Source organism: Companilactobacillus muriivasis, from assembly GCF_036246245.1.
In the GTDB taxonomy this organism is placed as follows: Bacteria; Bacillota; Bacilli; order Lactobacillales; family Lactobacillaceae; genus Companilactobacillus; species Companilactobacillus muriivasis.
The window spans coordinates 75,261-92,030 of sequence record NZ_BTTQ01000003.1; the positions used below are offsets into that span (position 1 = coordinate 75,261).

The 16,770-nt window shown below is 37.3% G+C and carries 12 protein-coding genes; 5 read left to right on the forward strand and 7 right to left on the reverse strand.

What is annotated here, in order from left to right; translation table 11 throughout:
* Positions 1-396 precede the first annotated feature (396 nt).
* Positions 397-1,167: a TerC family protein gene (locus AAA923_RS04745; RefSeq protein WP_338215025.1), complete on the forward strand. Its 771-nt coding sequence runs from the start codon at positions 397-399 to the stop codon at positions 1,165-1,167.
* 268 nt (positions 1,168-1,435) lie between these two features.
* Here the strand turns inward: AAA923_RS04745 and AAA923_RS04750 are convergent, their stop codons facing one another.
* From AAA923_RS04750 to AAA923_RS04760, 3 genes are all read right to left on the reverse strand, one after another.
* Complete coding sequence (locus tag AAA923_RS04750) at positions 1,436-2,836, reverse strand: APC family permease (RefSeq protein ID WP_338215027.1); 1,401 nt, start codon at positions 2,834-2,836, stop codon at positions 1,436-1,438.
* A 574-nt stretch (positions 2,837-3,410) separates the two neighbouring features.
* Complete coding sequence (locus tag AAA923_RS04755) at positions 3,411-4,253, reverse strand: AraC family transcriptional regulator (protein WP_338215029.1); 843 nt, start codon at positions 4,251-4,253, stop codon at positions 3,411-3,413.
* A gap of 27 nt (positions 4,254-4,280) precedes the next feature.
* Complete coding sequence (locus AAA923_RS04760; RefSeq protein WP_338215031.1) at positions 4,281-4,640, reverse strand: DUF488 domain-containing protein; 360 nt, start codon at positions 4,638-4,640, stop codon at positions 4,281-4,283.
* A 169-nt stretch (positions 4,641-4,809) separates the two neighbouring features.
* On the opposite strand from AAA923_RS04760, the gene AAA923_RS04765 reads away from it, so the two are divergent.
* Positions 4,810-5,247, forward strand: coding sequence for an Hsp20/alpha crystallin family protein (locus tag AAA923_RS04765; protein ID WP_041501021.1), 438 nt, complete (start codon positions 4,810-4,812; stop codon positions 5,245-5,247).
* A gap of 1,293 nt (positions 5,248-6,540) precedes the next feature.
* On the opposite strand, the gene AAA923_RS04770 is transcribed toward AAA923_RS04765, so the two are convergent.
* The 3 genes from AAA923_RS04770 to AAA923_RS04780 form a co-directional block, all read right to left on the reverse strand.
* Entirely contained in the window at positions 6,541-7,491 is a 951-nt protein-coding gene (locus AAA923_RS04770) for a LacI family DNA-binding transcriptional regulator (RefSeq protein WP_338215033.1), read from the reverse strand.
* 484 nt (positions 7,492-7,975) lie between these two features.
* Entirely contained in the window at positions 7,976-8,680 is a 705-nt protein-coding gene (gene ubiE, locus AAA923_RS04775; protein ID WP_338215035.1) for a bifunctional demethylmenaquinone methyltransferase/2-methoxy-6-polyprenyl-1,4-benzoquinol methylase UbiE, read from the reverse strand.
* Positions 8,681-8,689: 9 nt separating this feature from the next.
* Positions 8,690-9,298 carry a histidine phosphatase family protein gene (locus tag AAA923_RS04780; RefSeq protein ID WP_338215037.1) on the reverse strand — a complete coding sequence of 203 codons (609 nt, stop codon included), beginning with the start codon at positions 9,296-9,298 and terminating at the stop codon, positions 8,690-8,692.
* A gap of 218 nt (positions 9,299-9,516) precedes the next feature.
* Between AAA923_RS04780 and AAA923_RS04785 the strand changes: the two genes are divergently transcribed.
* Positions 9,517-10,848 carry a uracil-xanthine permease family protein gene (locus tag AAA923_RS04785; RefSeq protein WP_041501025.1) on the forward strand — a complete coding sequence of 444 codons (1,332 nt, stop codon included), beginning with the start codon at positions 9,517-9,519 and terminating at the stop codon, positions 10,846-10,848.
* A gap of 425 nt (positions 10,849-11,273) precedes the next feature.
* On the opposite strand, the gene AAA923_RS04790 is transcribed toward AAA923_RS04785, so the two are convergent.
* Positions 11,274-13,151, reverse strand: coding sequence for a fructose-bisphosphatase class III (locus tag AAA923_RS04790; protein ID WP_338215040.1), 1,878 nt, complete (start codon positions 13,149-13,151; stop codon positions 11,274-11,276).
* A gap of 141 nt (positions 13,152-13,292) precedes the next feature.
* On the opposite strand from AAA923_RS04790, the gene AAA923_RS04795 reads away from it, so the two are divergent.
* Both AAA923_RS04795 and AAA923_RS04800 read left to right on the forward strand, forming a co-directional pair.
* Positions 13,293-14,195, forward strand: coding sequence for an aldo/keto reductase (locus AAA923_RS04795; RefSeq protein WP_338215042.1), 903 nt, complete (start codon positions 13,293-13,295; stop codon positions 14,193-14,195).
* Between the two features lie 195 nt (positions 14,196-14,390).
* Positions 14,391-16,757 carry an SLAP domain-containing protein gene (locus AAA923_RS04800; protein WP_338215044.1) on the forward strand — a complete coding sequence of 789 codons (2,367 nt, stop codon included), beginning with the start codon at positions 14,391-14,393 and terminating at the stop codon, positions 16,755-16,757.
* The last annotated feature ends 13 nt before the right edge of the window (positions 16,758-16,770 follow it).

Consider the following 16,770-nt stretch of genomic DNA (forward strand, 5'->3'; position numbering starts at 1 on the left):
AAAACAGGCCATGCAATTTTCTTGGAAACTTAATCCAATAATTGCATGGCTTTTTTGACTGTTAAATACTTGAAGAATAGAAGAAAAAATTAATCATGAATCCAATGAGTCGGAAGTGCTGAGAATATTTACCGCTGTGGTAGTGAAGTTAGAGCTTTAGCTCTTACTCCACCGGGCGTGTTTGGAGACTTTTCGGTCTATGAAAAGGCTTCAAACCGAGGTTCAAGACCGCCCTTCGGCTCGGACCGGTCCGCATAGCAGGTAAATGTTCTCAGCACTGGAGACGGAAAAACTTTTTATGCCAACTCATCCATTTTTAGGTAGCCTAATTGTCAACCTATGATATAATCTGGTATCATCAAACTAATAAAACAAATAGAAAGTAAGGAATGTTGATTGAATGCACTTATAAATATGTATGGTCCATTCTTTGATCTCCATAACTGGGCAACGGTTATCGAGTCGGGGGAAGATTGGTTAGTTATTTTATCTTTGGTAGTCATGGAATGTATGCTGTCCGTTGATAACGCCGTTGTCTTGGCAGCTCAAACACAGTCATTGCCTAACAAAGTTGAGCAAGAAAAGTCACTATTCTACGGACTTTTTGGTGCTTATATTTTTAGATTTTTAGTAATCGGGATTGGTGTGTATTTAATTGATTTCTGGTGGATAAAAGTTTTGGGTGCTGGTTACCTATTTTATCTTTTCTTAAATCACTTCTTTTTCAGCAAGAAAGAACAACCAACAGAGGCTCCAACCGAACGGAAAGAAAATGCTTTTGAAAAACATCTTCACATTTCCCGCTTCTGGCAAGTCGTTATCTCAATTGAATTAATGGATATCGTTTTCTCAATCGATTCCGTGCTAGCATCACTGGCAGTTTCAAGCAACCCTGTCATCGTCTTAATCGGTGGTATGATTGGTATCTTAGCAATGAGAGGAATTGCCGAATTGATTATGGGACTAATGAGTAAGATTCCTGAATTGAACGGAATGGCGTACTTCTTGATTCTCTTCATTTCAGTCAAATTGTTCCTATCAATACCAGCAATTGATATTGAAATTCCAAACCTAGTCTTCGTAGGTGTCTTGATTGCATCAATTATAATTACCTTAATAATTCACCAAATCAACAACAATAAAGCTCCAAAAAGCAGAAAAAAATAGTCTCCCGAAGGAGGCTATTTTTTATTTTACGGACTAAGCCTTTGTCTTTTTTTGAAAACCTAGTTCATTGATTATTCTAAAAGAACCAGTAACCCTAGCCTCCGAGAGCCAGTGATTTCACCAGCAGTGAAGGTTGAGTTAGAGCTTTAGCTCTTACTCAACAGACGACTTTTGAGACGCGTTTTTCGGCTCAAAAGCGAGGTTCGAGACCTTGGCTCGAACCGGTCTCACAGCAGGCGAAAATCACTGGCTCTCGGAGGCGGCATGTTTATTTATTTTGAAGTTTAGAATGCTTCAATCCATAAACTAGATAAACCACGATTCCGATTGCAATCCAGATTCCCACACTAATCTTAGAAATTGCAGGCAGCATTAACAAGAAATACAAACTAGCTAACCCAGCAAAAATTGGTAACACTGGATAAAATGGCATTTTGAAACCATCATTTGGAATATCCTTACGTTTTCTCAAGAGAATAATACCGAATGAGATAAAGACGAACGCCAACAGTGTTCCAGCATTAATTAGAGATGTTAATTCCGTTAATGGAACCATTCCAGCGAAGAATGCTTGTACAATTGCGGCAACCCAGACAGCATTTCTAGGCACAGAGAACTTCTCGTCCACTTCACCCATTTTTTCTGGCAACAATCCGTCACGTCCAAGCGCATAAACCAATCGTGAACCACCGAAGAACATCGTCAATAATGATGTGAAAATTCCGACCAATGCACCGACGGTAATCAACTTATTCCATGTATCCAAATGGATAACTTTCAATGCATAAGCTGCTGGATCATCAACATTCAAATCTTTATAGTTAACGATTCCGGTCAAAACAAAGGAAAATCCGACATATAGAATTACGGCAACAACTACGGTTCCCAACACTCCACGAACAACATCTTTTTTAGGATTAATTGTTTCAGCTGAGTTAGCGGCCAAAGCATCGAACCCTACGAAAGCGAAGAAAACTGTCGCTGTGGCAGTTGAGATTCCACCCATTCCAAACGGTTTCGTGTGAAATTGTTTAGGATAGAATGGCACGTAATTACTTGTTTTGATATAAAAGGCACCAACGATAATAAATAAAATAATAATGGCAACCTTAATTAAGACGGCAACATTTTCAACCTTTTTGGAGAGACTGGCTCCTTGGAGAATAATTGCGGCAATTATCACCACAATCAAAGTGGCAGATAAGTTGATTCCCCCGCCTTCCAGAGGTCCGGCAGCAAGGAACTTAGGCATCTGAATACCAAAAGCCCCCAAAATATTGTTATTAAAATATGAAGCAAATCCGACCGCTTCCGCGGAAACAGTTAAGAAATATTCCAAAATTAACGCCCAGCCGAGAATCCAACCAACAATTTCTCCATAAATAACCGCTCCGAATGAATACGCTGATCCGGCAACTGGCATCGCTGATGAAAATTCAGCATAAGCCATTCCCACAAAACCAGAAACAATCGCAGCAATTAGGAAAGCTATCGTAACAGCTGGTCCTGCGTGCAATGCAGCCTCGTGTCCGGGAAGAATAAAAATACCTGTACCAATTACGGCACCAATTCCTAAAGATAGTAGATCTTTGGCGCCAAGACTCTTTGTCAATCTGGAATCAGCTTTGAGATACGTATCGACCGATTCCTTTTTAAAGACATTTTTCATGAATTTCTCTCCTTAAAACTGCGTAACCAAAATTACACTAAGTCTAAAGTCTACTACAATTTTTTTCATGAAAAAAGATGTTTTGTACAGAAAATGTAAACAATTGTTCAATTTTACTTCACAGTGTGTTAAATATGCTGTATCTTCCGCCTCCAGTCATTGTATTTTTGACTTTAGATTTATTGAAATTTTTATATTGTTTTCAGTAAACACAGATATTTTTGACTTTCATAACTTGATTATTAAATAGTTGGAAAAACTCAGACCATGAAAAAAAGCCAGACAACTCCAATATTGGAATTACCTAACCCTCAATTTATAAATAATATTTTAATTTCTTAATAACAAATGCATAGAATATTCGTTAATCTACATCAAAAAGTTAAACTAGCCTTTGGGTGCGAGGTAGTCTGTTAGCAGTGAAAGTATTGTTAGAACAGCGATTTTCTGTTCTTACAATACTGACGTATTTTGAGATTTGCGTCCCTTGCAAAGCTCAAAATCGAGGCGCGAGACCTTGACTCGCACCGGTCTCACAGCATACAGACTACCTCGCACCCGAAGGCGGAATACCCTACTTTCCCTCAGTACGATACTTCGTTGGTGCAATCCCAGTATATTTCTTAAATGTCTGACTGAAATAGCTCAAACGTGTGAATCCTAATGAATCAGAAATATCATTGACACTCTTGTCTGATTCTTTCAATAACAACATAGCTTTTTGAATTTTACGGGCATTCAAATAAACGGAAAAGCTCAAACCAGTTTCACGCTTAAAAAGTTTGCTGAAATAATAATCAGACAAATAGACTTTACTAGACACTTGATCCAGTGTTAGTCGCTTATTCAAATTGCTATCAATATATTCGATTGCCGAGATGATGGAACTGTTCGACGTTGACATGACCTTAATTTGTTGCAAAGCATGGCCTTCATTGTCTGCCAATTCATCCATTGCATCATTAACATCTAAGGAATACTTGATGACAAAGTTATCGATTCCCCGATCTTTAATAATTAATTTGGTAACGCTTTCCGTCATATTACGTAAAAAAATAACATGGTCCTGCAATTGCTGCATCGTGCGTAAGTGTTCCTCGTTAGTACCCTTTTGGATATCCTTAGCAACGCAGACTTTACCTACTCGTTGATTGATACTATTAATTCTTAACGGGGCGTCAGCGTATTCTAAATTATATTTAAATTTATTGACACTTAATTTGGATAAGTCAGTCATTTTATTCATCCTGGTCAAAGCACTGCCTTCTGCCAAGTCACCAAATATACCCGCCTGTAAATGGTCGTCTGTGCCCAAGACAAATACAGCGATGTCATTTGTTTGTGCGTAAGACTGCAACAAGCGGATAATCACTTTTTCATTGCTAGATAATAAAGACTGTAAGTCAAATTCTTCCATAATTATTAGCCAACCAATCTACAATATTTAAATCTTCGAATTTAGATATTCCATTAGGACTACTGCATCATTATGTTCCTCATCTTTAGCGCTAAATAATATAAGAACATCTTGCTTTTCTAATGCCGTTTTTAAATTTGTCAAAAACTCTTCTGTGTAAGGATTTGCATTTATTTCTGCTAAATACTTTGTTTTAAAGTCCGAGTATTTTTCGGGATCATGACTGAACCACTTGCGCAATTCGGCGCTTGGAGCAATTTCTTTAGCCCAAAGGTCTAAATCTGCTCGAACTTTTGAGATGCCACGAGGCCAAAGTCGATCCACAAGAACACGGTAGCCCTCAGGCAACTCCTTGTCGTAAATACGTTTCATAATCAACTTAGTCATTTTTATAACCCTCTTCTATCCATTTTAATTGTATCACAGGAATTACTGATGATTTTTGTTAATTTTTTGACTAATTTAGCACTCGACAATTAAGAGTGCTAAATTCTTGAATTCTATCCCAGACGATTTTACAATGTATTTGTAATAAAGGGAAAGGAAGTAACATAGTATGACAAATGAAATTATGGATCGTAATAATTTGATGAGAAACTGGTTCAACAATGATTCGTGGATGAACAATTTTCCATCTATATTTGACAACAATTTCCCAGAGGACTCAACTCTAAAAACTGATATTAAGGAAACAGATAAGAATTATGAGGTCCATGTGGATATGCCGGCATTTGATAAGAAGGATATCGACATTAATTATGAAAATAATGTTTTAACAGTTAGTGGCCATCGTGATAGTTTCAATGATCACAATGATAAGAACGGTGACATGATTATGAGTGAACGTTCAAGCGGCCGCTTTATGAGACAATATCACTTGCCAGCAGTTGATACTAAAAATATCAAAGCTAATTACGACAAGGGTGTCTTGATGATTGATCTTCCAAAGTTGGAAAACAAAGTTGATTCTGGACATCATGTTGATATTGACTAGTTTCCCACCTCCGGCTAATGTTTTGAATTTAGTCAGTTGGTTGTTTAAATCTTAAATAATTTGGTTGAAAGTATTTTTTAACATTTTTAATACTTTCAATCTTTAAAACTTAGTATCAATTTAACTTCGACTTTTCAAATGGGTCTAACAATCCTAGTAATTTAGATTGTTGGACTCTTTTTTTATTTCATTCATACATTTCTGAATCTTGATAAACTCTACAAAATGTAACTTTTGGCACCGAATTCACAAAATCTTCACATTTTCAGAATATTTAATTCATAAAGATTCAGTATTATATAAATTGTAGATGAGAGATATAAGTAATCCCTTTTCTCACCCCCTATAACATATATATTTAATCCCCTAAATAAAAACACCTTTCCCCGAGGTGTTTTTTTATGTATTTTAGGTGCCTGCCGGTAGTAGTTGAGCAAAAAATAAGCTATACTAATATGTGCAGAGCGGAATTTTTCCACTCTCGTGGGATGTAGCGAATTTTGCTACAAAAGGACAAAAGAATTTATACAATAAAAAAAGACTTATCAACAATGGGCTATCCAGATTCAAATGATTTTTAGAAATTTAAACAACAAATAACTTTATGATAAGCCTGCAATTATAAACCGTAGATTAGAGACAACGACTCTTTTCTCATCCCCCCTATTAACAATATTCAATCCCCTAAGAAAAAGGCATCCTTCCCCAAGGATGTCTTTTTTGTTTTGCCGTCTCCGGTTTCACGAGATATTTCGCCTGCTGTGAGGACCGATTCGAGCCAAAGTTCGGTCTCGAATCTCGCTTTTAAGCCTTGCAAAATCGGCAAGTCTCAAAAGTCGTCCGTGGAGTAAGAGCTGAAGCTCTTACTCCACCTTCACTGCTGGTGAATATCTCGTGAAACCTCCGACTAATTTATTCTTCATATATGCAGCAAATTACAGGTAACTAAGAATACAACCATAAATAAGAAGAAAAAAATAACCGTGATCTAATGCTAATATTCTAAGCATTAACCAAGATTATCCAAAAATATTATGGAAGTAAGTTAAAAACATCCGTAATTTAAATATGCAGTAACATTTAAAACTAAAAACACTCTAGCTGGAGGGTGCCGGTGAATGGTAGTACGCAGTGAAGGTGGCGTTATTGCTTTAGCAATTACACCACAGACGTGTTTTGAGACGTGAACTTCGGCTCAAAACCGAGGTACGAGACCGCACTTTGGCTCGGACCGTTTTCCTCACAGCGGACTGCCATTCACCGGCACCCGGAAGCGTCATACTTCATCAGAACCTATTTAATCAATTGACCACGCAAAATAAATTCTGATGGAATTGACTTCTTTACAATGTCTTTTTCGAAAATAGACCAGAAAGCATACTCGCCTATTTCAATTAATTTATGATCAATGGTAGAAAAGTTCATCAATCGGCTGTAATCTAAATCTTCTTGCCCAATAACAGGGATATCAATATTCATCTTGTGCAGTTCTGACAAAACTCCCGCTGCAACCTGGTCACTGTTGGCAAAGACAACTTGCAATTTAGAATCACGTTCTACTAAATATTTAGCTGCCTTTACTCCTTCACTGTATCCTTGAGTTCCCATGTACAAATGTTTTGGCGTAATTTTTTTACCAAAGACTTTTTCATATGAACCTTTGGTTTGTCTGGTCGATTGACTATATTCTTCGCTACGTGTGAGTGTAACGCCGATATGCTCGAATTTTAATCTGCGCAATAGATCAAATACCTTGGTATATGACTCTTCGCGGTTGGTATAGGCACAAGAAATCGGATAATCGAAAGTATCCTCACAACACGTAATCGTTCCATACTGTTGATACTCCATGATTTTTTCAAAGGGAATTGTCCGAGATGTGAAGATTAAGCCATCGAATGACTGATGTTTCAACATTTCCAAATATTTAATTTCATTTTTAGCGTTATAATCAGATGGCAAAAGCGTCACTTGATAGTTTTCTTTAAACGCTGCTTCAGTAATGGCGGAAACCAGTTTTTGGAAATATGGAATATCAATGTATGGCAAAACGACCCCGACCATGTAAGTTTTACCGGTACTCAAGGCTCGAGCGACATCGTTTGGATGGTAATCCAATTCCTCCATTGCTTGCAAAATATCTTGTTTCGTATCGTCAGCAACGTAACTTAAATTATTGATGACCCGTGAGACAGTTGAAACTGAATGACCTGATCTTTTGGCAACATCGCGAATATTTGACATGACTTTCACTTCCATTTCTGATTGTTAGCTTGCTACGTATTAAAATATTGACTTATTTATAGAAAAAATCAAAATTCATAATTTCTTCACAATTTCAAAATATTTGGTTCACACTTATCAAGTATAGTATTAGTTGTAGATGAGAGATAAGAAATCTCATCTCATCCCCCCTATAACATATATATTTAATCCCCTAAAAAATTAAAAGAACACCTTCCCCGGGTGTTCTTTTTTCGTGCACTTTTTTCAAAGTTAAATATCAGAGTTACTCTTATTACTGTTAATAGGAGTATTTAGTAAATAATTTTAATTCGGAAGGTATGAGAATATTTACCCGCTGTGGTAGTGGCGTTATTGCTTTAGCAATTACACTACCGGGCGTGTTTGGAGACTCACGGTTTTTGCGAGGCTTCAAACCGAGATTCGAGACCGCACTTTGGCTCGGACCGGTCCGCATAGCAGGTAAATATTCTCATACCTGGAGTCATTTTTCAGCTGCATGAATGGCTGCTGCCTTAAACATTAAGTTATCAACAGTGATGTTCTTAAATCCAACATCTTGCATCATCTCAGCTAGACGTTTGATACTGACAAATTTATTAACTGAATCGTCTAAATATTGATATTCAGACTGACTTTTGGCAAAAACTCTACCCATCAAGGGCATCAGGTGATTGAAATACATCTGCCAGCCAATTTTGATTACTGGAGTTTCCACTTTGAAAGCTTCCAGACAGATCAACTGCCCACCAGGTTTCAAAACTCGATAGATTTCTTGCAGAGCCTTATTGGCATCAGGTACATTACGCAAGCCAAAGCCAATTGTGACTGCCTCGAAGCTATTATCTGGATAAGTCAGTTTCATAGCATTGCCAATTTCCAAATTTACATTGGTTACTTCAGCGTCACTGACTTTTTGTTGGGCAATCTTCAACATCTCTTGGCTGAAATCCATTCCGATAACTTTAGCATGAGGATAACGTTTGGCTAAAGTTATTGTCCAATCGGCTGTTCCACAACAGAGATCCAAAATATTATCAGGTCCCACCGTAATTTTGGATGTTGCCTTTTGACGCCACTTTTGATGTGTCCCCAAACTCATAATTGAGTTCAGCTTGTCGTAATTTTCAGCAATATTATTGAACGTCTTTTGTACGTCTTCTTCTGGTACTTTATTAGTCAGTCCCATAATTTACCTCTAATCGATATTGTTTACTCGACCATAATAATGCATGTATTTCACGCCACTGTCAGAAATGACATACTTTGAAACACCTGCATTATCTGGTTGGATGATTTGTGAAATATTTTGAGCGCCGGTAACGACTTTCATAAATGAACGACTGACAAAACCGTGGCAGACAACCATAATTTTTTCGTCACCTTTTTTAGCCATGTCATCCATAAAATCTTCGACACGTTTGTAGACGTCCGCATATTCCTCACCATTTTTGGCGTATTTAGTATAACCAGGCAATAAATAATTATTTTCATCGAAAACATCAGGATATTTATCATGTAATTCCGTCTCTTTGAGCCCATCCCATGAACCATAATCTGCTTCATAAAGACGTTTGTCCTGCTTAATTTCGTGAACATTTTGATTCAAAATCTCGGCTGTTTGCATCGCACGTTTCATTGGACTTGAATAAATTTCATCAAATTTATTAATATCGATATATTTTTTTAATTCTTCAACTTGGGCAATTCCTTTGGCGTTAAGTGGCTTGTCAGTAGACATACCATTGATACGTCCCTCATAGTTTGTATCCGTTTCGCCATGTCTTACAATATATAACTCGACCATAAAAATACTCCTCTGTGTTAGCGCTTTAATTTAACACCTTTTAGTATTTCATTATTGACTTTGCATTGCAACTCAATTATAGTGAAAGCAATCAAATAGAATCCTTTAAACATTGGTCCCGTGAGGCTAAGAAGGAAACACGTTCAGTCTTTTATTTCGCATACACGGGATGGAGGACTATTTTTTTTGCAAAATTTTACTTGGGGGAGATGTTCATTTTGGATCCAAATAGTAAAGACTATCGCAATCCGGATGCAGTTTTAGACGTTTATGAAAAGCCACCTTTAAGCACATGGGCTTTCCTATCATTACAGCACTTATTCTCAATGTTTGGCGCCACAGTTTTAGTGCCACTACTTGTTGGACTTGATCCAAGTATCGCGCTATTCAGTTCTGGTGTCGGAACAATTATTCATATTTTAATCACTCACCGAAAGATTCCAGCTTACATGAGTTCCAGTTTCTCATTCATTGTGCCGATGGTCGCGTTAATGAAGACCGTAGGTTATGCCGGAGTCGCACAAGGTACCATTGCCGTCGGCTGTGTTTACTTAATTGTTTCATTGATTGTTGGCTTCGTTGGTTCTGACTGGATTGACAAAGCTTTACCACCTATCGTTGTTGGTCCTATCGTTATCGTCATTGGTATGTCAGTTGCCGGAAGTGCTGCTAACAACGCCATGATGAACGGTTCTCACTACGATTTGAAATACTTCGGAGTTGCTATGTTCACACTTTTCCTAACCGTCTTATTGAACATGTATCTTCGTGGTTTCTGGAGTAATATCGCTATTTTACTAGGTATCGTTGGTGGATACATTCTATCCGTTGCCCTAGGTATCGTTGATTTTTCAAAAGTCATCTCAACACCTTGGCTCAAGTTACCTGCTTTCGATTTAATGTTCGTTAACTACATGCCCAAACAAATTTATTGGGGCGCTATCCTGAGTTTTGCGCCGATTGCCTTCGTTACAATGGCTGAACACTTGGGTCACATCATGGTGCTAGATGAATTGACTCACCGTGATTTCTTCAAAGATCCTGGTCTTCACAAAACTCTAGCCGGTGATGGTACAGCTTCAATCGTGGCTGCCTTCCTTGGTGGTCCTCCTATTACATCATACGGTGAAAATATCGGTGTTATGGCCGTTAATAAGATTTTCAGTGTGTACGTTGTTATGGGTGCCGCAGTCTTCGCAGCCTTGTTCGGTTTCGTTGGTAAACTGAGTGCCTTAATCCAAACAGTTCCCGGTCCCGTAATAGGTGGTATCAGTTTCGTCTTGTTCGGTGTTATTTCATCTAGTGGTTTGAGAATCCTAGTTGATAATAAAGTCGACTTTAACGAGAAACGTAACTTGATGATTGCCTCGGTTATCTTAGTTATCGGTATCGGTAATGCCTACCTCCAAATCGGTACTTTCCAGTTTACTGGTGTTGGTGTGGCTACTGTTGTTGGTATTATTCTCAACTTGATTTTGCCTAAATATGCCCTCTCAGAAAATTGGGACGATGATAAAGACAAATGGGAAAAAGATAAAAAAACTAAGTAGAATTTAAAAGGTAGTCCTGATGAGGGGCTACCTTTTTTTGGTTGTATTGAAATATGTTGCTTCCGGTTTCCGGTGAATGAAGTTACGCTATGGGGACCGGTCCGAGCCAAAGTACGGTCTCGAACCTCGATTTTGAACTTCGCATAACCCGCGAATTTCAAAACTCGTCCCGTGGTGTAATGGCTAAAGCCATAACGCCACCTCCATTGCTGTAACTTCATTCACCGGAAACCTACAGCTGGGTCTTGTTTTAAAACTAAATTTCTCTTCATTCTAATGTTTAATTTCTACTTCCAATTGACAAATAACTTTCAATATTAAAAGCAAGAAAACACAAAAAGATGTATCGAATAATCAGAACAACTTGAATCATTCTGACTACTTAATACATCTTTTTCTTCGTAATATATATTAGAGCCAAAAAGTTACTGTAACATCGCTGTTAATTTTTCGATTTGCTTCTTTATCTTTTGACCATAGTCCGTATCTTTAACGGTTATTCTTTCGGACGAACGCTCTACTATTTGCTTTGCTATCACTACGTCCGACATTTCTTCAATCGACTTTTTTCTTGATGTGAAAGACTTCAATGTCTCCAAACGCATGCCATATGAATCGAATAGCAATGCATAGCCACCGATTTCACTATCCTTGTTGTCCGCTTCTGATAATCCATTGACCACAACAATCTTCTTGTTAGCCATGATTGGTGATTCGTTGATATTCGGCGTGTGACCATTGATTATGTGCCCACGACTGTTCAATTCGAATTCCTTCATTAATTTATCCGCAAACCATTCTTCCTTACACAATTTGAAAAATGGATTCCAAGTTTCTTTTTGAAGTTTGGCGTCATCGATGAAATAACGTTCAAATGTTGCCATCTTATCTCGACCGAATAATGGTGAATTCTTTCCTTCCCATAAGTACCAGATGAAATCTGAATTATAGCAATCGCCAGTTGTGGGGTGTCTCATACCATCTTTCAACACGTATTCTGAATAGTCACAGAAACTCTTACCTGAATACTCGTGACCATCTTGTTGCCACTTTAGAAAGTTGCCTTTCTCATCAACTGGAATACAGCCGTGGAAAAGTATATTTCCGTTATGCTTCAAGTACATTGATCCGTTGTCGAGCATGAACCACATGTGTTCGTTCAATTGAGTTGAATGCGTGAATTGATTGATCAGATCGATGATAACGGTCTGTTCACTATGCGTAATTTGATAAGGATTAGCCGGATTGACCGTTTGAAAGCAGCCGTGTTTGATAGGATAAGTTTTATCGCCGATGGTAACCGATTTCTTATCTAAGCTTAATTTATCCAACAATAGACGGTCATTCATGCCAAATTCAGGACGACGTTTGATTGCCTGACCTTCCAACTTGAATTGCATGATGGCAGCTGCTTGTTGAACACAGTTGTCGATATCTTTTTCTTCATTAGTTTCCCCAGTGAGGTTAACTTTCGATTCAAAATTTGGGATTGGCACATAGGCGTGGTTAGCAAACTTAATCATTGAAGTTAAATCGATTCCATAAACATCTTCCAATAACTTGAGGTTATGGTAACGAGCACAGATACGGATAACATTTAGCATACATAATTTGGAACCTGCTAAACTTCCCATCCATAATATGTCGTGATTGCCCCACTCGAAATCAAAGTTTTGCCAAGTATCGCTTAACTGTTTAATAACACTTTCAGGGTGACGACCTCGATCATAAACATCCCCAATAATATGGATTCGTTCGATTGCTAGTTTTTGGATAGCATGACAGATTGAAATGATAAATTCTTCGCCCATCTTCAAATTGACCAGAGTTTTAATCATTTCACGATAATACTGTTGTTTATCCTGCGTGTCCAAATTGCCGAAAACTATCTTTTCTGAGATATCTCGGAGATTGCTATCAAGAGCATCATAGACAATATTGCGGGGATACTTGCCAGAAATATAACGCACAATTTCAACTAAACGGTTAATTGTGTCCATATACCACTGCTTGGCATCATCTGTATCAATCAGCTTTTTATTTATATCCTCCAATACTTCTTCAGGATAATAAATTAGACAGACCAATTTCTTTTGATTGAGCTTGGTCAAACGTCCGTTAAAAACCTCTTCGACTTTACGACTGACATTGCCCGCACCACTACGAATAATATTTAAATATTTATCATCATTACCATGAATATCGCTAATAAAAGCTTCAGTTCCTTTTGGCAAATTCAAATTTGATGTTAAATTGACTATTTTAGTTTTTATCTCATTGATGCTTGTGAATTCGTTGTCCATATTATGTGCTATGCCTTCCCCAGATAATCCGTCATCCTCAGTTCTGATAGCGTATACAATTGAACTATACCAAATGAATTCACTAATTCCAAGTATCACAATTATATTTGAGTTAAAATTATACTTATAGGAGGATATATTATGAATTTAAACTTAGATTCTACAGTAACTTTGAACAATGGTGTCGAAATGCCTCAACTTGGATTGGGTGTTTGGAAAGTTAACAACTCTGGTGCTTCTCAATCAGTCCAATGGGCATTAAAACACGGCTATAAAGCTATTGATACTGCTAAACAATATGGTAATGAAGCCGGCGTTGGCGATGGATTACAAAAAGGTTTAGCAGAAAATGGACTCAAGCGCGAAGATATTTTTCTAACAACTAAGATCTTTAACGGCGACCAAGGCTATCAATCAGTACTTGATAACTTTGAAGGTCAATTAAAGAGATTGCAAACCGATTATGTGGATTTACTTTTGATTCACTGGCCTGTAAGTGGTACTTATGTAGACACTTGGCGTGCTCTAGAAACTATTTACAAAGCTGGTAAGGCACGTGCTATCGGTGTTTCAAACTTTAATATTGAACGACTAAACAATATTCTCAAGTTTTGTTCAATCAAACCGGCAGTTAACCAAATGGAATATCACCCACTTTGCCAAGAAGTTGATATTAAGAATTTCTGTGAAGAAAATAATATTTACCTCGAAGCATGGTCTCCACTTGGCGGTGGTTCAGTTCTAGGCGATACAAGACTCAAGACAATCGCTGACAAGTACAACAAGTCAGTTGCCCAAGTAATCCTTCGTTGGGACTTACAAAACGGTATTATCACAATTCCTAAGTCAGTTCACGAAGCAAGAATTATTCAAAATGCGGACGTTTATGATTTTGAAATCAGCGACGACGATATGGAAGAAATCAATGGTTTTGACGCTGACAAACGCAGCCTTTGGTATGGTGACTTCTATTGGAGTGGTAATCCTGATGGATTCAAGGATAGCGTTGATGTTTGGGACGACCAAGATCAATTTAATAAATAATTTAATTATATAAAGTATACAAAAAGGATTGTGGACTCTTGAAAAAAGAGCTCGCAATCCTTTTTGTTTAAGCAAATACTCATTTTATGAAATATTTTTTATGTTGTTATGAGTCAAACTATCCATTTTGTCATTTTATACTATGAAAGCGATATCAAAAAAATATTTTTCAAACAAAACGGAGGTTCTTGCATTATGAAAGTAAACAAAGCCGCTAGAATCCTTAGCATTCTACTTTGCTCATCTTTAGCCTTAGGTAATGTGCTGGTTCAACCAGTTAAAGCTGTTACAACTAGCCTACAGCCTGACACAACAACTACTCCCGCAAATGATGCCAACAGTGTGGATGTTGACGATACTGACACCACGGATGATACAGATACTCAAACGGTGAATATCACTTTTGTCGATCAGAACAATAATAAAGTTGTCGACAGCCAAGGCACACCTTATACATTTTCAAAAGACTATGAAGTCGGCACTGAAATTGATCCTGCCGATTTGGCTACAACCATAAGTTCAGATTTGAATGGTGGTTATAATCTCGATGATAATCAAGATTCAATTACAGTCGCAGATAGCAATAACAATTATGTTTTAAAAGTCATTGCTAAAACTTATGACCATATTATGATCAGTCTTCGAGATCCAAATGGAAATTATGCTGGCGTATCCTATAGTAACTCTGCCACTGTCGGTCAAAAAAGTGACGAACTTCTCTTCAGTAAAGACGTAACCTATGAAAAAATTCCTATCAAAGATTACGTCTTTAACGGTTATGCTCTATCGCATCTTTCATTTACTGGCTCAGATAAAATTCCTAACTCCAATTCCGATGGTACGTTAACACTCACATATGATATGATTCCGGAATTTGAAAAAACATATCAAAATATCAATTATTATGTTTTGAAAGCAATTTACTCCGTCCCATTGGACCAAACAATTACACTGCAACATGTTGATGACAAAGGAACAGCGATTCCAGGCACTACTGATGAAACTCTTTCTGGATACAAAACTGGGGATGTCATAGAGAATCCTTACTCTCTTGCTGAGGTTAAAGAAATTCCCGGTTACACATTTTTCAAAACTACCAGTCCCTATGTCGTATCTGGCGAAAATCAAATCAAGCTGATTTATACCAAAGGTGATATTAACTATTTAACAGTAAATTATAAGGACGAAGTTACTGGAAAGATAATTTACACTGACTACCTACGTGGTAATTCCGGCGATACTGTGAATATCCAAGATATCGCAAACATTCAAGGATTTGACAGTTACAGACTATCTAATCCCGATTCAATCGGAGATTATACACTGACAACTAACAACGAAAGTATAAATATTGACGTACAGATGAAAGATCCTTTTACAATATCTATAATCCAATCATCTGATAGCAACATCAGTCTTACGTCTAAAGCGACTTTCGAATATGGCAGTGCCACAAATAATGATTGGGTAACATTTTTGGATAATAATTTATCTAATGTAGAATCGTTTACTCTCATTTCAGAATTTGAAGGAGAAACAAACTCTGAACAGCTAGATATCGATTATGTACTTTCGCTTGGAATTTCAGATTTATACGAAGTATTTAACGGTGTACTCATTCCTGGAACGATTATTAACGATGATTCAGATACTAGTGGTTTAGTTGCAAAAGTTGAAATAAATTATCGTCCCGAAACTCTTAGCAACAAGCCTATTAATGTAACTTACCAAACAACTGATAATAAAGATGTCGAAAGAACATCATTAACAAATGATTCAACTGATACTGTTGATGCAGGAAACTTAGTTAAAAATAGTCTGCCTAAAGGTTATGAATTTGTAGACTCTGACTATATCTACTCTATCAATTCCATCAGTGACGATTCTGTAGAACTCGTTTCGTTGGTTAAAAAAATATCTGATTCCGGAAATTCCGGCGGTAGTGGCAATAACTCTGGCGGTTCGAACAATAAGCCTGGAAATGTAACAACAATCAATGAATCAATCAGTACACATCCCGGTTCAACAGACATTACGATTTACGATAACAATGGTAATGCGACTGACAAAACTATCCCAGCGAACAGCGATTTTTCTACTACTCAAAAAATGACTTTGAATGGTAAAACTTACTATCGTATCGCTGACAACCAATGGATCAATACCGATGATGCTTATATTTATTATGACAACTCCACAAGTGTTAAAACTTTCTCTGATTCAGCTAAAGGATTAGTAACCTCTGCCAATAAAGCTATTACAGATCGAATGTTAGGCAACGATAGCGATTGGTATACTGACCGTTATACTTATATTAATGATCAGAAATACTACCGTATCGCTACTAACGAATGGGTTAGTGCTAATGATTCCTTCGAATATAAATTAACTAATCAAGTTGTTCAACCTTCATCAAATGCAAAATTGTACGATGACCGTGGAACTTTCGTTAAAAATGCACCTTCATACAGTTTGAAAACTGACAAAATTTCAACAATTAATGGTGTTCAAATGTATCGAGTTGCTACTAACCAATGGCTTCCTGCTACTGATGTAAAATAACAAAAGGTACTTG